Origin of the sequence: Intestinibacillus sp. NTUH-41-i26 (assembly GCF_032769475.1) — a bacterium.
GTDB lineage: Bacteria > Bacillota > Clostridia > Oscillospirales > Butyricicoccaceae > Agathobaculum > Agathobaculum ammoniilyticum.
The window spans coordinates 1,253,754-1,272,090 of sequence record NZ_CP136477.1; the positions used below are offsets into that span (position 1 = coordinate 1,253,754).

An 18,337-nucleotide genomic window follows, 5' to 3' on the forward strand; every position below is an offset into this window, starting at 1 on the left:
TTCCTCCTTTCATCCTGCCTGCATCCTGCGGCGCACCATGATGTAAATGACGACCGGTGCGCCTAAAACCGCTGTTACTGAGCTGATGCCTAGTTCGGTAGGAGCAAAAGCTGTGCGCGCGATCAGATCGCAGAACAGGCTGAAGGCCGCGCCGCCCAGAAAAGAGCCGGGGATGATCAGAAGCGGTTTGGCAGTCTGGAACAGGCTTTTTACAAGATGCGGTACCGCAATGCCGACAAACGAGATCGGTCCGGCAAAAGCGGCCACGCATGCGGATAACAGGCTGGACAGCAAAATCAGGGATAAGCGGAAGGCCCGAATATTCACCCCCATATTCTGCGCATAGACCTCGCCCATCTGATAGGCGCTGATCGGCTTAGAGAGCAGGAAGGTAAGCAGCAGCGCGGCCAGCACAACGGGTGCCATGATGTAAATGTTTTCCCATGAAATGCCGGAAAAGCTGCCCATTGACCAGTTATGAAGATTGACGATATTGAAATCATCGGCAAAGGTTACAACAAAATCCGTAACCGCAGAACAGATATTGCCGATCATTACGCCGCAGATGATGAGCAGCGACATTTTCCTGACCTTCTGGGAAATGAGCAGCACAAACCCCATGCATAGCATGGCGCCCACAAAGGCCGCCGTAATCATCAGCGCCGAGCCGATGATCAGGCCGTGCGCAAGTGCGCCCACCAAAGCCAGCGAAACCATCAGTCGGGAACCGGATGAAATGCCCAGAATAAACGGGCTGGCAATAGGGTTGGCAAAAAAGGTCTGCAGCAGAAAACCGGAAACCGACAGCGCGCCTCCCAGTAAAACCGCGGCCAGAATGCGCGGCAGGCGGATGTCCCAGATGACGGCGGCGTTTTCACCGCTGCGAAACAGCAGGATGTGCAGCACTTCGCTGACGGACAGATGCAGGCTGCCCGAATGGATGTTCCAGATCAGCAGGGCCAGCAGCAGTATGGCCAGCATGCCGAAGGATAAGATATAACGCCTGGTTCGTTTTTCTTCCATAGGTACCTTCTTTTATGTCAGCCGATGCAGGTAGGTCAGAGGTTCCGGAGCCTCTTCGGTCAGTACGGCGTGGATATCCAGAATCATATCGCCAAGGCCCATCGTGGACTGGAACAGGTTTTGTCCGGTACACCACACGTCGCCGTTCCGGACTGCCTTGAAATCAGCGAGTAGCGGGCTTTTGGCCAGCAACTCGTCGATGGAATGCAGTTCCCCGTCAATCGTGCTGTTATAGATGATGACATCCGCGTCTTTGGCTCCCGTATAAAACATCTCCATCTGCATATTCATGGTAGAGAGTGCGTTGTCATTCCCAAGGTCGCTGAAGATGTATGTTCCGCCCGCCATTTCGATCATTTTCGCCACATAGTCGTTGGACTTGCGGACATTGGCGGAACCATTGGAATTGATATAAAAGAACGCGACGGTCTTGCCGGTGTTCTCCTGCTCCATCACAGGCCGCAGGCTGTCGAGCGCCTGCTGATATATGGCTTCCGCCGCCTCCTCACGGTTCAGCAGCACTCCGTACAGCTTCAGCCACTCCATGCGCCCCAGCGGGCTGCTCTCGTAGCTGGAGCGCTCTACCAGTACGGGTACGCCCAACCGTTCGAGCTGTTCTTTCACCTCGGGTGAATGATAGATCATGGTCGATTCGACCGCCAGATCGCATTGCTCAGCATAAATCAGTTCATAATCCGGCGCACTGTATTTGCCGGCGTACAGCATCGCTCCGTTTTGCATTGCGGCTTTGGCCTCATCAATATACCAGCCTCTTTCGTCTGTGCCGGACAGCCGGATGCTGCCGATACTGTCCAGCGCGCAGAACAGGTCCATGGCAGAGGTTGCAACCAGATAGATATGGTCCAGCGGTTGCGTAAGGACAACGGTCGTATCCGCCAGCCCATCCGGCACCGGCTTGTTTTCCGGAACGACAAGATAATCGTTGCCGTCGACAATATGGATTAACGCATAGCCGCCGGTGTAATAATCGACTGTGAACTGGTCGGCGTATTGCAGGTCAAGGCCGCTTTCCACCGTGAGGCTGTCCCAACTGACTGCGGAAGGCTCACCTGACACCGGCTCGGATGCGGGGGAGCAGGCGGCCAGCAGAACGGCAAGCGAAAGGATGGCCGCCGCCATTCCATGCCTTTTCATGATGCCGCCGGAGAAAGGGAAGCCGAATCGAAGCGTAGCGCGTAATCAATTTCATGCGGCTGGCTCATTGCAACCGTATCAGCAACCACCGCCATTTTCCAGTCAAAACAGGTCACGGGGATGGTAAACACCGAACGGTCGTTTTCAATGACAGCGTCATAGCGCACATCAGCAACCTTCATGTAGTCGTAGTTCGAGCTGCTCCAGACGATAGTTGCCGTGACCTCGCCGTCCCTGACCGTCACCTGCGCGGGCGATTCCACGCTCGCGCGGCCGGAGCCGCCCTCCAGGGCGATGTCAACCTGATAGCTGCCATCCGCCAGCGCCAGCTCCTCCGGCGTTGTTACGACGCCGGAGGCAAAAGCGTCAACCGGCAGGGAATCGGCGCGGAACACCAGCGTGCGGTCGTACCATTTTTTCCTTGTTTTTGCTGAATGCGGCGCAGGGGATGCCAGCATCCAGCGCATCGACCGGCACGGTATAGGTGTGGGCGCCTGCGGCCCTCTTCGACAAACGGGATATATGCCGTCTCGTCTGCGGCTGCGGCCTGCTCGCCCGTACCCATATAGACATACAGGTAGCCGGCTCCGCCCATGGTCATTTGTGCGGTCATGCTTCCGTCCTTTACGGTAAGCCGACAGGCGACGATATGGAACATGGATGAGCTGGAGTCTACCGTTACATCGTATACGCCGTCCCTGATCTGAGAGCCGTCGATCGGTGTCATATCCTCCGCAACAACGTCTTCTACGCCGGCCATCTCGTCGGCGGAAGCGACTGCGTCATTTACGGGTGGAATATCGGATTGCTGACCATTTCTATCAGCGGTGCAGCCCACCCCGAACAGCAGCAGGGCCGTTAGAGTGGCAAGTGGTACAAGGTTGCCTGTTCTCATGTGTTTAGCGCGGTTTTCGTGAGAATACCGCATCCTCCTTTTGCAAAAAAATGTTCCCTCGACATTCTGAACGGGGTCCGGCCTGAGAAGCCGCACCCCGTTCAGAACAAGAAGTATAAAAAAGCAGAAAGATAAGGAAAGAAAGCTGTTTGAAATAATCAGCCTAATTTTGCCGCTGCAGCCTGTGCGTGCTGTACCAGCAAGTCCTGGATCGCTTCGAGCTGCCCTAAGCCCTCTACGATCGTAATCACTTCATAACCGGCGTCCTCGAAAGCGGTTTTCCAGGCGCCTTCCTCATCGCCGGCCATATCGTTGTTGGCATGGTCGCCTGCCACGATCATCAGCGGACGAAGCACTACCTTTTTGTAATTGCCGGCCTGGACAAGCGACAGGACATCCTCTAACGTCGGAGAGGCTTCCACCGTGCCGACAAAGTAATTGGCATGGCCGCCGTCCGTCAACACCTGCTGCATCCTGGCATATACGCTGTTGGAATCGGCCTCGGTCCCGTGGCCCATAAAGCAGATTGCGGTTTCGCCGTCGTCATATTCCGCAGTCGCCGCGACGATTGCATCCGCGACGGCCTGGAAATCCGCGTCACTGGTCAGCAGCGGTTCGCCGATGACTACCTTTTCAAAAGAATCGCTGTACTCCGCGAGTTCATTGACCAGATCATTGTATTCCAGACCATTCATCAGATGGGTCGGCTGAACGACCAGATTTTTGACACCGTTATCAGCGGCGCGGTCCAGCGCCTCGCCAACGTTGTCAATCACTTCGCCATCGCGGTCCTTGACGTGGTCAAGGATGATTTGGCTGGTAAAGCCGCGGCGTACCGAGTAGTCAGGGAATGCTTCCTGCATGGCTTTCTCGATGGCGCCGATCGTAAGCCGGCGGTTGTCGTTATAGCTGGTGCCGAAGCTGACAACCAGCAGTTCGTTTTCGCCAATATCGTCCTGATTGAGCGGATCGTCCAGACTGGCGTCTCCGGTATCATAGTTTTCATCGGGGGCAGTCTGTTCTGTCTCCCCGCCGGCCGCGGTTTCAGCGTGGGTATCCGTGTTGTCTTCCGCCTGCGTTTGAGTGGAAGCGCATCCGGCCAGCAGAGAAGCAAGCAGGGCGGCCGATAGCAGGACAACCAGCAGTTTTTTAAGTTTCATTTTTGTTTTTCCTCCTTTTGGGGGACATCCCCTGTGATGTATATAAAATGCACACCACTTCTGAAAAAGTACAGGAAAAACAAAACCCTTTTACTGCATATGACGTGCAAATAAAAGGGTCGTAAAGAGACAAACGCGGCTACAGTACGACCAATTACTCGTGATCTGGAATGTGATTCCTGTACCAACAGGCGGCAGGTTTCCTGACTTGCAGATCGCTACGCACGGCCGCCTTCCCGGTTTGCACCAGTGGACTGAATGGACGCGCATTCCCTGCTTACAGTGACGAGATCGTACAGGCTTCCCACCTGTTTCCCTTTTAACCCGCATCTTCGACAGATAAGGAAGTGCAGGCACCGACTGCTCGCTGTATTCAGTTTTGAATCTATTCCTCATTATACAACCTATATCGCAGATGTCAAGCAGATACTTTGGATAAGCTTATTGAACTTTTATAAATCCGCTGCCGATCTGTGCTATGATAATAAACGGGCAGGTGAACGATATGACGGATATTCCTTATATCATAGCAGATTTCGCGCGGAGGGTATGGGAATGAACAAAGGTATTAACGCTGTCAAAAAATAAGGAAGCGTTTTGCTGCTTCCTTGAGATAGCAGAAGCTTTGAGAAAAGCTCTGGTCTGAATCAGACCAGAGCTTTTTTGCTGCATAAAAATCAGGCAGGAGCGGGAAAAACTTTGCTGATTGAACGGCGCATCAAAACACTCGGCCGGCAAAGAGGGGATACAGAAAGCCGCTGCAGATATGCGCCGAAGCGCTATAGCAGATTTTGTGTCCGGTACGAGCGGGGTGTAGCCTTATACTGTTCCTTGAATTTTTTTGTAAAGTAGCTGGTGTTATTGAAGCCGGTTGAATAACAGATATCAGATATGCTGTTTTTGGTGCTTGTCAGTAGCTGCGCGGCTTGTAGCAGGCGGAACTGGTTGACATATTCGATCGGCGTCATTCTGGAAAGCTCGGAAAAGCAGCGGAAGCATTCGCTTTTGCTAATGTTGGCGGCTGCAGCGATCTCGGAAATCGTGATGGGCTGCGCATAATTTTTGCGAATGAAATGCAGCATAGTCCGCATGCGCTGCTCCCGCAGGAATTTGCTGCTGTTCTCGGAAACCGAAGCGGCCTTGGGCAGGATGGCAAGCAGATTGCGCCAAATGCCGATCAAATGCTCCAGCAGGAACAGCTCATAGGCGGTATGGGTGCTTTCGGCGTAGTACATGCGCTTGAGCAGTTCCAGAACCACATGCCCCTCCTTGCGTTCCGGCGTGATGACAAAGGCCTCTGGATGGCGGGAAGTCAGCGGGGCCGCATATTTTTCACAGTTGGAGACTTGAAACAGATTGGTCAGGAACTGCGGGAGCAAAACCACATTGTAGCCAATGGCGTTTGAGGAAAGCGCTTTCATCATATGTACGGCTTCCGGCGCGATATAGATAGCGCTGCCCTCGCTAACTATATAGCGGGTGCCGTTGACCCGATATTCCGCATTTCCTTTCAACATGATCTGAAGCTCAAACTCATTGTGCCAGTGGCTTGGGAAACTGCCGTCTGCAAACGTGTCGAAATGGTCCACAAATTCGGATAGGGGGAACATCTGGTTCAAATAGGTCAATTCCTCTTTTACTGCGTGCAGCGCGCTGATATTTTCCATACAGGGCTTCCTCCTTTGCAGAAGTAGTTTTAAAGTCTCATGAAGGCGGAAAAAGGGCGTTGTGAGAAATGTACAATAGGGAAAACGAATTTTGCGTTTTAACCACGGATATGCCTATAAATAGTTAAGAAAAAATCAAAAAACAAAAATGCTGTTGTTCAATGTGACGATAACAGGACTGGAGAGGGATAGAAATGACGTTGGATTTGCCTGAAACTGTTGCGATATTCCCAGTGGCGTGGGAGGATAATTACAATTCCTGAAATTAAATTGATTGAACCCCTTGTGCTTTCATAGTACTATACCAGTATAAAAGAGTTGCCGGTAATTTTCAAGAGCATTATCCTAAATGAACGGAAGATTGAAAGGGGCTGTAAAAAGTGCGGAAATCAGAACTTTTTCTCGGAGAAGCGAAAAGGACGACCGCCTGCATCATACCGGCATGGATATACGGGGCGGCACCGGAAAACGATTGGATGCAAGCGGTCCAGTTGGCATAGTTCCGGCTACGATTTTCCCAGCTTGCACAATGCTTGAGGGAAAACGGATTGCCTTGGGGCGATCCGGATTGTGATTGGAAAGAGAAAGGAGTTTTTCAGTTGGAGCATACTTCGGAAATCCAGCGGAGCAGAGAGGACCACGTTGTCAGCCTGCGGGAAAAGATATGCTATGGTTTGGGCGATTCGGCCTGTAACGTGGTATACGGCCTGTGCAGCACGCTGCTTACCTTTTTTTATACGGATTATGTGGGTGTCAGTGCCGCGCTCGTCGGTATCATTTTCCTGATTACGCGTGTGTTTGACGGTGTTTCGGATATTATCATGGGCTTTATCACGGACCGGACGAAATCCAAGTACGGCAAAGCGCGGCCGTGGATTCTGTGGATGGCGGTGCCGTATGCGGTGACGTTCGTCCTGCTGTTCCTCATTCCGGCGAATGCGCCGGTCATGGTGCAGGCAGTGTATATTTTCGTCACCTATAACCTGGTCAATACGGTGGTTTATACCGCGCTCAACCTGCCGTATTCCACGATGGCCTCTCTGATTACGCGCGACCAGAAATCCCGTACCTCCACCCAGGCGATCCGCATTTTCTGCGGGCCGATGGGCAAGATGGTGGTTACGGTTTCCACGATCCCGCTGGTGCAGGCGTTTGGCAACACCCAGCAGAGCTGGATCATCGTTTCGATCATCTTCGCCGTGATCGCGCTGGTGCTGCTGCTGGTCTGCTTCTTCAATATTGAGGAGCGCGTGGTGATCGAAGCGGCAAAAACCGAGAAGGTATCGGTGGGAAGAAGCCTAAAGGCGCTGTTTTCCAACCAGTACTGGGCGATCTGCCTGGGGCTGTGGGGCTTTATGGTCATGATGAGCACTGTCACCGGTACGATCGAAACCTATTACTGTAAATACATATTGGGCAACGAGGCCTTGTACAGTCCGATCTACGCGGCGGAGCTGATCGCGCAGAGCATCGTTGTGCTGATCGTGCCGCAGTTTGTACTCCGCTTCGGAAAGAGGAATCTGACGCTTGCCGGTATTCTGCTGGTAATCGTGGCGCAGTTTGTGTGGATGAGCAACCCGATGAGCGTCACCGTCGCCATGGTCAGCGCCGTGCTGCGCGGCATCGGTGTTGCGCCGCTGTGGGCCTGCGTATTCCCGATGATCGCGGACTGCGCGGAATTCGGTCAGTGGAAGACCCACGTCCGGCAGGACGGCATGATTTTCAGCGCCGCTTCGGTCGGCTCCAAGCTGGGCGGCGGCCTTGCTTCGGCGGGCATCGGCCTGCTGATGGATTCGGTCGGGTATGACGGCCTGGCCGCGGTACAGAACGCGGACGCGATGGCGATGATCAAAGCAATCTGCATGTATGCGCCAATCATTTTCTCTGTCATCATCGTGATCCTCTGCCTGCTTTACAAGCTGGATAAGCTCTATCCGCAGGTGATTGCGGATCTGAAAAAGCGCGACGAGCAGGGCATCCTGTAAACGGGCTGCACAATAGGAAGCAGCACAGAACACGGAAAGAAGGTGAAGACAGAAGACATGATAGATTTTGCGATTAATATTGAAACCATTTATCCAGGCATGGAGGTATGCGAGAAAATCGAGCGGGTCAGCGCGGCGGGATTTCGGGCGATCGAATTCTGGAGCTGGCACGACAAGGACCTCGCGGACATCCGGCGGGTCTGCCAGGAACGGGGCGTGTCCGTCAAAGCGTTCAGCGGCACCAGTATCTACTCCCTGTGTGATCGGGCGCACAGCCAGGACTGTATCGACTGGATCCGGCAGTCGCTCGACGCGGCGAAAATGCTGAGCTGCGACAAGCTGATCCTGTTCCCAAATCACTTTACGCCAAACGGCTGCGCGGACTTCCGCGACCAGTACAGCCATACCGCGATGCTTGCCAACATCACGCATACGCTTACCAGGCTGGCGCCGGTGCTGGAGGCAAACGGGGTGACCGCCCTGGTCGAACCGCTTAACAATTTGGGGGGCGACGCGGGCATGTCGCTGACCACAACCGAGGAGGGCGCGGACATCGTGCGCGCGGTCGGTTCGGAGCGGGTCGGTCTGCTGTGCGATGTGTTCCATATGCAGTTGATGCACGGGAACCTGCTGCGCAGCATCACCAACAACCTGGGCGTGGTGAAATACATCCATCTGGCGGACGCGCCCGACCGGCACGAGCCGGGAACGGGGGAGATCAACTTTGATTTCCTGCTGCGCGGCGTGGCGGAAAGCGGCTACGCGGGGACGGTCTGCTTTGAATATTTTCCGGCAGGGAACACCGAGGCCGGCTTCCCCGCAGTCAAAAAGCTTTGCGATTCCATTTCAAAATAAAACCAACCACTATCATCAATTTTTAAGGAGGACGACAAAATGTTCAAGGAAGTAACGTACGGTATGGTAGGCGGCGACCTGAAAGCTCTGATCGGCGAGTGCCACCGCAAGGCGCTGGGCCTGGATCCGCGCGCGAAGCTGGTCTGCGGCTGCTTTTCCGCGATCGACGAGCTGAATGACGAGTGCGCGGAGGCGTACCACGTTGATAAATCCCGCGTGTATTACAACGCGGAGGATATGGCAAAGGCTGAGGCTGGCAAGATCGATTTCGTTTCCATCTGCACGCCGAACTTTGTGCATTACTCCGCTGCCAAGACCTTTCTGGAGCACGGCATCAACGTCGTGTGTGAGAAGCCCCTCACCCTGACCGTGGAAGAAGCCGAGGACCTGGCCCGCATTGCCAAGGAGAAAAAACTGGTGTTCGCGGTGGACTACTGCTATTCCGGCTATGTTATGTGCAAGGTCATGAAGCAGATGATTGCGCGCGGCGACATCGGCCAGATCATCGCGGTCAATGCCAACTATATTGAGAACAGCTTCCTCAGCCTGCTGGCCGAAAAGGAGCAGGTCAACGGCCGTATCTGGCGCACCGATCCCAAGTATAGCGGCATCTCCAACACCTGCGCGGACGATGGCACGCATGTCGAGCATCTGGTACACTATGTCACCGGCCTGAAGATCAAGCGCCTGCTGGCCACGACTGATACGTTCGGCAAAAAGCTGGACCTGAACGACAACATTATTCTGGAGTATGAAAACGGCGTTCACGGTGCTTACTGGTTCACCCAGGTAGCCTGCGGCTGCCCCAACGAAATCGACCTGCGGATCATGGGTACGGAGGGCTGCCTGGAGTGGCACCAGACCCGTCCGGACGAAGTGGTTTACATCAAAAAGGGCGAGGCGCCCCGCACGCTCTGCCGCGCAGGCGACGGCATCGACGTACCCGCAGGCAAGCTGGCGCGCGTGCCGTTCGGCCATCCGGAAGGCTACTATATCGCGATCGCCAATATCTACCGCAGCGTGATCGACACGATCCTCAAGCTCAAAAACGGCGAGACCCCGACCGAGGAGGATCTGGACTTTCCGGATGTGGAAACCGGCGTCAACGGCGTCAAGTTCTTCCACGCTGTCGTTGAGAGCGCGCAGAACAACTCCAAGTGGGTGGAGATCAACTAAGAGCAGAACGGCCTGGCAGGGGCAGGGCGGCCGGCCCTGTCCGTGCCGGACCGGAACAGGAGGAAAAGACAATGGCAAACATGCAGAAGGCAATCGTTTACAAGGGGCCGGGCCAATTCGCCTATGAGGACCGCCCTATTCCCGAGATCAAGAACCGGAACGATGTCAAGATCAAAAGTTACGGCTGCGCGGTCTGCGGTACGGACGTGAATATTTTTGCCACGCCCCAGAAGCATCCGTGCAAGCAGGATATTATTTTCGGCCATGAGTTCTGCGGCGAGGTCGCGGAGGTGGGCGAAGGCGTCACCGACCTCAAGCCGGGCGATAAGGTGGTCATCGACCCACACGGCCCCTGCGGCGAGTGCGACAACTGCCTGGCCGGTCTGCCCGAAGCCTGCCAGCACGTCAGCTCACGCGGCGTGTTCGCGGATGGCGGCCTGACCAATTACGTCGTACTGCCCAAGCAGTACTGCTATAAGGTAGCGCCGGAAACCAAGCCTGAGCTGATGGGCGTGGCCGAGCCGCTCGCGGGCTGCGGCTGCGCGCTGGAAAAGCTGAACGTGCATGTGGGCGATACCGCATGCGTACTGGGCGCCGGCCCGATCGGCCTGATGTTCATCGCGCTGCTCAAGGCGAACGGCTGCCGCAAGATCATCGTTTCCGAGCCGATCGAACACCGCCGCAAGCTGGCGCTGGAGGTCGGCGCGACCCGCGTGGTCAATCCAGATACCGAGAACCTGCAGCAGATTGTCAAGGAGGAAACCGGCGGTCTGGGCGTGGACCACTGTGTAGAGGCGGTGGCCGCGATGCTGGTGGACTGCGTCTATCTGGTGCGGCCGCACGGCAAGGTGCTGCAGTTCGGACACGATGAGCTGGCCCGCCCGGAATTTCCGGTCGCCGAGCTGCTCAAGAACGAGATCGAGGTTTACGGCGGCTATCTGGGCAAGTATTATATGCGCAAGGTCGCGCAGATCATAGAATCCGGCATTCTGCCGCTCGATAAGATCGTGACCGATGTGATACCGGCCTCCCGTTATCAGGAGGCGCTCGACCTGGCGGCGAGCCGCCAGTGCGGCAAGGTATTCGTTTCCATGGACCTGTGAGAAAGGACAGCGCGGAATGGTAGATAAAAAAGAGGTATTGCGCCTGACCGAGCTGGCATACCAGGCGCGCCGCGACCTGTGCAAACTGTGCGGGGCGTACAGCGGCAACATCCATATGGGCGGCGACATGTCCATGCTCGATGTGCTGACCTGCCTGTTCCACCGCACGATGAACGTCTCTCCCGAACGGGAGCAGGACCCCGCCCGCGACCGCTTCATTCTCAGCAAGGGACACGGCGCGGTCGGCATGTACATCGTGATGGCGCAAAAGGGGTTTTTTGATTACCAGGAGATCTGCGAGACCTACGGCCAGGTGGGCAGCAAGTTCGGACAACATCCCTGCAAGACCCGACTGCCGATGCTGGACGCCTCCACTGGTTCGCTCGGCCACGGCCTGCCGCTCAGCGTCGGCCTAGCGGCCTCGTCCCGCCAGAAGGGGCGCCGGAACCGCGTGTTTTGCCTGATGGGTGACGGCGAGACCTGTGAAGGCTCAGTGTGGGAGGCTGCGATGGCGGGCCACGCGCTTGGCCTGGGCAATCTGGTGGCGGTCGTGGACCGCAACAGGCAGCTCATGACCAGCTTTTCCGAGGATTCGATTAAGCTCGCCCCCTATGCGGATAAATGGCGCGCGTTCGGCTGGAACGTGATCGAGATTGCGGATGGCAACGACATGCAGCAGGTGGCCGACGCGCTCGAGCGCCTGCCGGAAAGCAGCAGCGGCGTGCCGACCGCGGTTATCGCGGACACGGTCAAGGGCAAGAATATTTCCTTTATGGAACGGGAGATCAAATGGCATGCGGGCAGCATGAACGATGCGGATCTGCAGACCGCGCTGGCCGACCTGGACGCGGCGCTGGACCGGCAGAGAAAGGAGTTATAAATGAAGCAGTCATATACTCTGGATGAATATAACTCCGCGCGTTCTGTGGTGGGCGACACGATAGCGGAGCTTGGCGGAAAGGATAGCCGCGTCTGGCTGCTCACGCCGGATATCGGCTTCGGCTGCAAGGAGTTTCATGAGAAATATCCGGACCGTTTCATCGACACCGGCATCGCGGAGCAGGATGTGGTCGGCGTATCGGCCGGCCTGGCGTATGACGGGAACATCCCGTTCATCATCGGCATGATGCCGTTCATGAGCATGCGCGCGCTCGAACAGGTGCGCACGGATGTATGCTATCCCAACCTGCCGGTGCGCCTCATCGCCAACTATGCGGGACTGACCGGCAACGGCGGCTCCACCCATTATGCGATGGAGGACATGGCGCTGTATTCCTCGCTGGTCAACATGACGGTCTGCGCGGCATCCGATCCGGTGCAGCTGCGCCAAATCATCGAGAAAAGCCTGTATTACGAAGGCCCGCTTTCCATCCGCATTGACCCAGGCAAGGAAAACCGCGTGCTGTACACGGCGGAGGACAGGTTTGAGATCGGCAAGGGCCACCTGGCGCGGGACGGAAAGGATATCACCATCATCGCCTGCGGCGAGATGGTCAGCTATGCGCTGCAGCTGCACGACAAGGCAAAGAAGGCTGGCATCGGTATGCGCGTGATCGATATGTTCACGGTCAAGCCGCTGGACGAAGAGATCGTGCGCAAGGCCGCCGAGGAAACCGGCCGCATCATCGTTTGGGAGGACCACTTGATGAAAAACGGCCTGGCCAGCGCGGTTGCGGACCTGCTGTGCGACAACGGTATCGCACTCAAATCGTTCAAGCGCTTCGGCATCCCGCAGGTGTACCCGGGCTTTGGCAGCGCGGAGGACCTGTATCACCTGTACGGCTATGACCCGGAAGCCGTTTGGGAATATGTGAGCAAGCTGTTAGGATAAATGCGGTGCTTCGGTCGGCCCGCCCTGCGTGGCGGAGCGGCCGGAACGCGCAGAGGAGGACATAAGATGAGCGTTTATATGTGGAACACCTTTTGCCCCACGCTGTTCGGGACGGGCGCTTCCGGGGAGACAGGGGAGCGTGCAAAGGCGCTCGGCATGCATCGGGTAATGGTCTGCACCGAACAGGCGCTGTGCGAATTCGGTGTGGTAACGCCGGTCATCGATGCGCTGAAAGACGCCGGCCTGGAGGTGTTCGTGTTCGACCGGTGCCGTGCGGACGCACCGAGCGATATCTGCGACGCGGGCGCGGTCTATGTGCGGGAGCACGCGATCGACGGCGTTGTGGCGGTCGGCGGCGGCAGCACGCTGGACACCGCAAAGGCGGTCGGCATCGTCATCAGCCAGAATGGTACGACCATCCGCGACTACTATGGGATAGAGGAGGCGGAGCATACCCTCAAGCTGATCACGCTGAGCACGACCTCGGGTACGGGCAGCGAATTGTCGCAGTGGGCGGTCATCGGCGATGTGGAAACCGGCGCCAAGGAAATGCCGGTGTATAAGCCGGATCTGGCAATCGTCGATCCGGCGCTGACCTACTCCGTGCCTGCGGGTGTGACCGCCGCGACCGGCATGGATGTGCTGGCGCACTGCGTGGAGGCGATCACGAACCGGAATTACAACCCGTATGGCTATATTTTCGGCAAGGAGGGCATTCGGCTGACGCTGCAGTGGCTTCCGGTCGCCGTAAAAGAGCCGAAGAATGCGCAGGCGCGAGAGGCGATGTCCCTGGCCGCGAGCCTGGGCGGCATGGCGATCTCCGCCTGCGGCTGCCAGATCGGACACAGCTTCAGCCAGACGTTCGGCGCGCGCCATCATGTGCCGCACGGATTGGGCTGCGCGTGGGGGTTGCCGGGCGTCATGGTCTATACCGCCAAATATGGTGAGCGCAGGAATCTGGAGGAAGTCGCCGAGGCAATGGGGGTCGCCTGCACTGCGGAAACCGGAACCATGGAGCTTGCGGAGACGCTGGCGCAGCGCGTGGTTGGGCTGATGAAAGAACTACAGATCAAATCGCTGCGCGAATCCGGCTTCTTGCTGGAGGACTGCCTGGCTTCCGCGGAGCAGTTCGCGCATGACGGGGCGTTCGGCAACGCACCCGGCGCGCCCAGTATGGAGGAGATCAGGGAATACATCTCCTATACCTATGCGGCGTATTGATGGAAAACGGCGGGCGGCCGGCGCAGAGGGCGCAGCCGCCTTGCGACCGTGAAATAGCGGCCGCTTCTCTCTCTTACAAAAACCGGTGTTTTATTCTTAGAATAAAACACCGGTTTTGTGTTGGGTTGGAAAGGGTGGCGGGGTCAGTTCCCTGTGGGACAGTGCCAGATGTGCGCGTTGGCATCCGGTTCGGTCAGCCAGAGATGCGCAGTGTCGTCGATGCGGGTCTTGTCCCACGGGTTGCCGGGCAGGTGCCGGATTCCCCAGGCATAGCAGCAGGTATAGCCGGGGGCGGTGACCTGCGGGTGCATCCCTTTTGTAATCAGAGCCAGGCCGTTGTGGTGGGTCTCATATAACTCCCCGTCGCCCCAGCCCGCGCCAAAGCCGCTGGGGTGATCGAAACGGTAAAAATATACCTCGGGCTGGGGGTGGTGATGCGGTGGGTAGGAGGACCATTTGCCCGGCAGGTTGACGACCTCGCCCAAAACCATGTTGGAATACGGCGCGTTATCCAGATCGAAGCAGGTACGGACATCGCGCTTAGTGCAGCCCATCAGCTCGCCCTGGTCGCCGCGCGGCCAAGTGTCGGTATCCTCCGGCCCGTACATGCGGCAGGGGAAAACCGTGTCGTTCTCTGTTTTTTGAATGTAAATATGGCAGGCTCCATGAGCGGTGATCCGGACTTCGACGCCCTTGCAGACGTGCAGGCAGGATGGGTTGTAATCAAGCGGGTTGGGACGGTCCACGTCGCGGGCCTGCCCTTCCCATTCCAGCGTGCAGCGTCCGTCGAACACCAGCGCGGCCATCTCCTTGCGGTCCTCCCGCAAAGAGATGGTGTCGCCGGCCTCCATGACAAGAAGCCCGACGTCCATCATGGCTTTTTTTCCGTATCCTTCTTCCAAACGGAGATATTCATTATATCCCCGCTTGACCTGCTTATCCATATACATATGCTGTCCCTCCATGCGGCATCGGTGGTTTTCTGGCCCGTGATTCAATAAAAAATATTTTCTGTCCGCGGATTGTAAAGACCAGTCTGTTATTCTATAATTATAGCAGATAATGCGGAAAATACTTGCAATATATTCTCGGTTAATAACATGATTTTAAGGAGGGGGATGGATGGAAGCACAAAGTGAAAAGCAGAAAGAGGCCGCTGCCGGCATTCCCCTCCGCATATATCCCGCGCTGGACGGGAGCGAGGCGGACGTGGTTGACCGCGTGCCGTTCCACTGGCATACGGAAAGCGAGATCGTCATTGTCGATGCGGGGACGGTTTCGCTTGTCATAGCCGACCGTGCATACCAGGGAACGCGCGGAGATATTTTTTTCATCGGAAGTGAAGAACTGCATGAAATACGGGCGACGGGGCAGGGGAACCAGTTTCACTCGTTCTTGTTTTCGCTGGAACTGTTGGAGTTTGCCCGCGCCGACGATGCTGAAACCAGCCTGCTGGAACCGCTGGCCGAGGGACATCTGCGCTTCCCCAGGCAAGTACGGAAAGGGGAGGCGGGGCAAAAGGCGCTGCACAGGCTGCTGGCCCGTCTCGTTTGTGCCTGCCTTCGGCAAAGCTTGGGTTGGCGGCTGACAGCCAAGGCGGCCCTGCTGGAGATCGTGGCGGTGTGCGCGGACTATTCGTTGATAGAAAAAGTGGACGCGCCCTGCGGCGCGGATGAACGACTGCGGCAGAAAAAAGCGATCGTGGATTATCTGGATGAGCATTTTACGGAGCCGGTCCGGCTTCCGGACGTAGCGGCGGCGTTTGGGCTTTCCCCTCAGTATTTCAGCACATTGTTTCGGGAAAGCTTCGGCCGGACGCTGATGCAGCATGTCAATTTCCTGCGTACCGAAAGGGCGGCGCGCCTGCTGCGGACAAGCAGCCTTCCGGTCATGGAGATTGGGCTGCGCGTCGGTTATGAAAATTTCAGCTATTTTATCAAGCGGTTTCGGGAGGCTTACGGCGTCCCGCCATCGGTCTACCGGAAAAACAACAGGGAATTCGCCGCAACGCCTGTTGGGCGCGCGCATTGAAAAGAATACCGGCGGAAGCGTCCTGCTTCCGCCGGTTGGTTTTTATACGCAAAGCGTCAGTTGCCAGCAAACCGCAGCTTGATGTTTTCCTGCTTGCAAAGGCTGACATATTCCTTGGCAGGCTCCCGATCGGTGATGAAGCCGGTCAGATCCTTTAAGTGGCAAAAGGTGACGATGGCCTCGCGCCCGATCTTGGAGGAATCCGCCATGCAGTAGATGCTGTCTGCACGGTGGACGACCGCGCGCTTGATCTCCGCTTCGAGGAAAGTGGTGTTGGTCATGCCGGCGGTCAGGGAAACCCCTGTTGCGCCCATGAACGCCTTGTTGATCCGCATGTTGGAAAGCGCTTCGATCGTGGACAGGCCGACGAACGAATCGGTCGTGGGGCTGTAGATGCCGCCGAGCGAGATGATGTTCAGGTTTTCGTATTTTGCCGCTTCGCTCAACGCACCGAGCGAATGCGTGATAATGGTGATGCGGTTTTTCGCCACCAGATAACGCAGCAGGCAGAGTGTGGTTGTGCCGGAGTCGATAAATATGGTGTCCCCGTCCGCGACCTCCTCAGCGGCCATGCGGCCGATCAGCGACTTGTCCGCCGGATTGAGACTGGAACGGATCGGCGTGGGTACTGCGCCGGAGGGTACCGTGGCGGTAACGCCGCCATATACCTTTGTAATATGCCCGCGCATTTCCAACTCGTTCAGGTCGCGGCGGATCGTGTTCTTGGAAACCTCGAAAACCTCGCACAGCTCGTCAATGCTGACCGTTTCGTGCGAGATGACATACTGCTCTATGGCATTTAAACGGCTGACTTTCATCTTCCTCATTCCCCAATCGCGGGCCATTAAAGGTATGGCAGATTTACTGATATTTAGTTTATCAAAGATTCAGAAAAATGTCCACTGTGCCGCATCATGCCAAAATCGGCATTTTTTGATATGGAAAACAGGGGGTTTATAGCGCGGTAACGGGACCGCGCATACTTGCGAGCTGGAAAAAGTGGTTAAGTTATGGGTAAAAAATTATTTCCTGATGCATAGAATGTGGTTTTGTGTTTGTTGCATTGTGCGCAAGTGCGCGCTGGCATGATTTTTGCAGGAAAAGCAGATAAAACAGGGGGGCCTGCGCGGAAAATACGGAAAAACCAAACAAATCAAAGGGGAATACTGCCTTTGAAGCGTTCGCGCGCCTCGTGAAAATTATCATGCGGTGTAAAAATAAGGGGCAAATTTTTGTTAACAAATGCTTGGATATTGGTTGAAATCTGGTTGGTTTGGTGGTACACTGTAAACGAAAACGGTGTCCGGCAGGACGGCCGTGTTCCGGAATCTGTTCCGCGGAGAGAAAATACTGATATAGAATTAGGCAGGTGTATGCAATGCAGAAAGCAGAAAAAATGCAGGAGCTACGCGTATTTGCAGCGCAGATCCGTCTCGAAACGCTCAAGACGATCGGTTCGCTGGGCTTCGGCCATGTAGGCGGCTCGATGTCGGTTGCGGACGCTCTGGCGGTGCTCTACGGCGGTGTTATGAACATCGACCCGAAGAACCCGCGCTGGGAGGACCGTGACTGGTGCGTCATGTCCAAGGGACATGCCGGACCGGCCATGTATGCCACCCTTGGGCTCAAGGGCTTCTATCCGGTTGAGGAAGCGTATACCCTCAATAAGCCCCACACCAACTTCCCGTCCCACACCGACCGCCAGAAGACCCCCGGCGTCGATCTGACGACCGGCTCGCTCGGCCAGGGCATGTCCACGGCTGTCGGCGCGGCGCTCGGCAACAAAATGGACGGACGCGACAGCCATGTGTTCGTGTTCGTCGGCGATGGCGAGTGCGACGAGGGCCAGGTTTGGGAAGCGGCCCAGTTTGCCGCGCATTATAAGCTCGACCACCTGATCTGCTTTGTCGACTATAACAAGCGCCAGCTTGACGGTGCGTGCGAGGACGTTATGAGCCACGGCAAGGGCATCGGCGCGAAGTTCGACGCGTTCGGCTGGAATGTGATCGATCTGCCGGATGGCAACGACGTGGAGGCGATCTACGACGCGGTGCAGCTGGCATACGATGTAAAGGGCAAGCCCACCTGTATCGTTTTGAACACTGTCAAGGGCAAGGGCGCGACGTTTGCAGAGCCGTCCGGCGCGCATTCTTCGCAGCCGACTCCCGAGCAGTGGGACGAAGCGATTAAGGCCTCTGAAGCGGCGTATGCCGCTGTCAAGGCACAGTAAGGGAG

At 56.4% G+C, this 18,337-nt stretch carries 17 protein-coding genes and 1 riboswitch; of the genes, 9 read left to right on the forward strand and 8 right to left on the reverse strand.

Annotated elements, in window-relative coordinates; translation table 11 throughout:
• Window positions 1-9 precede the first annotated feature (9 nt).
• From RX717_RS06410 to RX717_RS06435, 6 genes are all read right to left on the reverse strand, one after another.
• A complete protein-coding gene (locus RX717_RS06410) occupies window positions 10-1,023 on the reverse strand; it encodes a FecCD family ABC transporter permease (RefSeq protein ID WP_316960623.1) in 1,014 nt (337 codons plus the stop codon).
• 12 nt (window positions 1,024-1,035) lie between these two features.
• Entirely contained in the window at window positions 1,036-2,178 is a 1,143-nt protein-coding gene (locus tag RX717_RS06415; protein WP_107630658.1) for an ABC transporter substrate-binding protein, read from the reverse strand.
• On the reverse strand, window positions 2,175-2,573 hold the full coding sequence (locus RX717_RS06420) for a hypothetical protein (RefSeq protein ID WP_316960624.1): 399 nt from the start codon (window positions 2,571-2,573) through the stop codon (window positions 2,175-2,177). The genes RX717_RS06415 and RX717_RS06420 overlap by 4 nt, the downstream gene beginning before the upstream one ends.
• A complete protein-coding gene (locus RX717_RS06425; RefSeq protein WP_316960625.1) occupies window positions 2,522-3,106 on the reverse strand; it encodes a hypothetical protein in 585 nt (194 codons plus the stop codon). Before RX717_RS06425 ends, RX717_RS06420 begins: the two co-directional genes overlap by 52 nt.
• A 125-nt stretch (window positions 3,107-3,231) precedes the next feature.
• Window positions 3,232-4,233, reverse strand: a complete 1,002-nt coding sequence (locus RX717_RS06430; protein WP_107630656.1) for a sirohydrochlorin cobaltochelatase — start codon at window positions 4,231-4,233, stop codon at window positions 3,232-3,234.
• A gap of 176 nt (window positions 4,234-4,409) precedes the next feature.
• Window positions 4,410-4,609: riboswitch (cobalamin riboswitch) on the reverse strand.
• Between the two features lie 403 nt (window positions 4,610-5,012).
• Window positions 5,013-5,900, reverse strand: a complete 888-nt coding sequence (locus RX717_RS06435) for an AraC family transcriptional regulator (protein ID WP_316960626.1) — start codon at window positions 5,898-5,900, stop codon at window positions 5,013-5,015.
• 599 nt (window positions 5,901-6,499) lie between these two features.
• On the opposite strand from RX717_RS06435, the gene RX717_RS06440 reads away from it, so the two are divergent.
• The 7 genes from RX717_RS06440 to RX717_RS06470 all read left to right on the forward strand — a co-directional run bounded on the left by RX717_RS06440 (window position 6,500) and on the right by RX717_RS06470 (window position 14,071).
• Window positions 6,500-7,885 (forward strand): MFS transporter, encoded by a 1,386-nt coding sequence (locus tag RX717_RS06440; RefSeq protein WP_207724456.1) that lies wholly within the window; start codon window positions 6,500-6,502, stop codon window positions 7,883-7,885.
• Window positions 7,886-7,942: 57 nt separating this feature from the next.
• Entirely contained in the window at window positions 7,943-8,740 is a 798-nt protein-coding gene (locus RX717_RS06445; RefSeq protein ID WP_159068037.1) for a TIM barrel protein, read from the forward strand.
• A 39-nt stretch (window positions 8,741-8,779) separates the two neighbouring features.
• Window positions 8,780-9,916 carry a Gfo/Idh/MocA family protein gene (locus tag RX717_RS06450; protein WP_054326175.1) on the forward strand — a complete coding sequence of 379 codons (1,137 nt, stop codon included), beginning with the start codon at window positions 8,780-8,782 and terminating at the stop codon, window positions 9,914-9,916.
• A gap of 71 nt (window positions 9,917-9,987) precedes the next feature.
• Entirely contained in the window at window positions 9,988-11,019 is a 1,032-nt protein-coding gene (locus tag RX717_RS06455; RefSeq protein WP_054326176.1) for a zinc-dependent alcohol dehydrogenase, read from the forward strand.
• Between the two features lie 16 nt (window positions 11,020-11,035).
• Window positions 11,036-11,899: a transketolase gene (locus RX717_RS06460; RefSeq protein WP_107630653.1), complete on the forward strand. Its 864-nt coding sequence runs from the start codon at window positions 11,036-11,038 to the stop codon at window positions 11,897-11,899.
• Window positions 11,900-12,850 carry a transketolase family protein gene (locus tag RX717_RS06465; protein ID WP_107630652.1) on the forward strand — a complete coding sequence of 317 codons (951 nt, stop codon included), beginning with the start codon at window positions 11,900-11,902 and terminating at the stop codon, window positions 12,848-12,850. It abuts the gene before it with no gap.
• Between the two features lie 66 nt (window positions 12,851-12,916).
• Entirely contained in the window at window positions 12,917-14,071 is a 1,155-nt protein-coding gene (locus RX717_RS06470) for an iron-containing alcohol dehydrogenase (RefSeq protein ID WP_159068036.1), read from the forward strand.
• A 143-nt stretch (window positions 14,072-14,214) separates the two neighbouring features.
• Here the strand turns inward: RX717_RS06470 and RX717_RS06475 are convergent, their stop codons facing one another.
• Window positions 14,215-15,021, reverse strand: coding sequence for a 5-deoxy-glucuronate isomerase (locus RX717_RS06475; protein ID WP_054326181.1), 807 nt, complete (start codon window positions 15,019-15,021; stop codon window positions 14,215-14,217).
• 172 nt (window positions 15,022-15,193) lie between these two features.
• Here RX717_RS06475 and RX717_RS06480 point away from each other — a divergent pair, with 172 nt between their 5' ends.
• Window positions 15,194-16,102 (forward strand): helix-turn-helix transcriptional regulator, encoded by a 909-nt coding sequence (locus tag RX717_RS06480; protein WP_107630650.1) that lies wholly within the window; start codon window positions 15,194-15,196, stop codon window positions 16,100-16,102.
• Window positions 16,103-16,158: 56 nt separating this feature from the next.
• Here the strand turns inward: RX717_RS06480 and RX717_RS06485 are convergent, their stop codons facing one another.
• Window positions 16,159-16,920 (reverse strand): DeoR/GlpR family DNA-binding transcription regulator, encoded by a 762-nt coding sequence (locus tag RX717_RS06485; RefSeq protein ID WP_054326183.1) that lies wholly within the window; start codon window positions 16,918-16,920, stop codon window positions 16,159-16,161.
• Between the two features lie 560 nt (window positions 16,921-17,480).
• Between RX717_RS06485 and RX717_RS06490 the strand changes: the two genes are divergently transcribed.
• Window positions 17,481-18,332 (forward strand): transketolase, encoded by an 852-nt coding sequence (locus RX717_RS06490; RefSeq protein ID WP_054326184.1) that lies wholly within the window; start codon window positions 17,481-17,483, stop codon window positions 18,330-18,332.
• Window positions 18,333-18,337: the final 5 nt, after the last annotated feature.

Coding starts and splice junctions, on each gene's coding strand:
- RX717_RS06450 (WP_054326175.1), top strand. CDS start 8,780: ATGTTCAAGGAAGTAACGTACGGTATGGTAGGCGGCGACCTGAAAGCT.
- RX717_RS06425 (WP_316960625.1), bottom strand. CDS start 3,106: ATGCGGTATTCTCACGAAAACCGCGCTAAACACATGAGAACAGGCAAC.
- RX717_RS06435 (WP_316960626.1), bottom strand. CDS start 5,900: ATGGAAAATATCAGCGCGCTGCACGCAGTAAAAGAGGAATTGACCTAT.
- RX717_RS06410 (WP_316960623.1), bottom strand. CDS start 1,023: ATGGAAGAAAAACGAACCAGGCGTTATATCTTATCCTTCGGCATGCTG.
- RX717_RS06490 (WP_054326184.1), top strand. CDS start 17,481: ATGCAGAAAGCAGAAAAAATGCAGGAGCTACGCGTATTTGCAGCGCAG.
- RX717_RS06455 (WP_054326176.1), top strand. CDS start 9,988: ATGGCAAACATGCAGAAGGCAATCGTTTACAAGGGGCCGGGCCAATTC.
- RX717_RS06445 (WP_159068037.1), top strand. CDS start 7,943: ATGATAGATTTTGCGATTAATATTGAAACCATTTATCCAGGCATGGAG.
- RX717_RS06460 (WP_107630653.1), top strand. CDS start 11,036: ATGGTAGATAAAAAAGAGGTATTGCGCCTGACCGAGCTGGCATACCAG.
- RX717_RS06415 (WP_107630658.1), bottom strand. CDS start 2,178: ATGAAAAGGCATGGAATGGCGGCGGCCATCCTTTCGCTTGCCGTTCTG.
- RX717_RS06480 (WP_107630650.1), top strand. CDS start 15,194: ATGGAAGCACAAAGTGAAAAGCAGAAAGAGGCCGCTGCCGGCATTCCC.
- RX717_RS06475 (WP_054326181.1), bottom strand. CDS start 15,021: ATGTATATGGATAAGCAGGTCAAGCGGGGATATAATGAATATCTCCGT.
- RX717_RS06470 (WP_159068036.1), top strand. CDS start 12,917: ATGAGCGTTTATATGTGGAACACCTTTTGCCCCACGCTGTTCGGGACG.
- RX717_RS06465 (WP_107630652.1), top strand. CDS start 11,900: ATGAAGCAGTCATATACTCTGGATGAATATAACTCCGCGCGTTCTGTG.
- RX717_RS06430 (WP_107630656.1), bottom strand. CDS start 4,233: ATGAAACTTAAAAAACTGCTGGTTGTCCTGCTATCGGCCGCCCTGCTT.
- RX717_RS06485 (WP_054326183.1), bottom strand. CDS start 16,920: ATGAAAGTCAGCCGTTTAAATGCCATAGAGCAGTATGTCATCTCGCAC.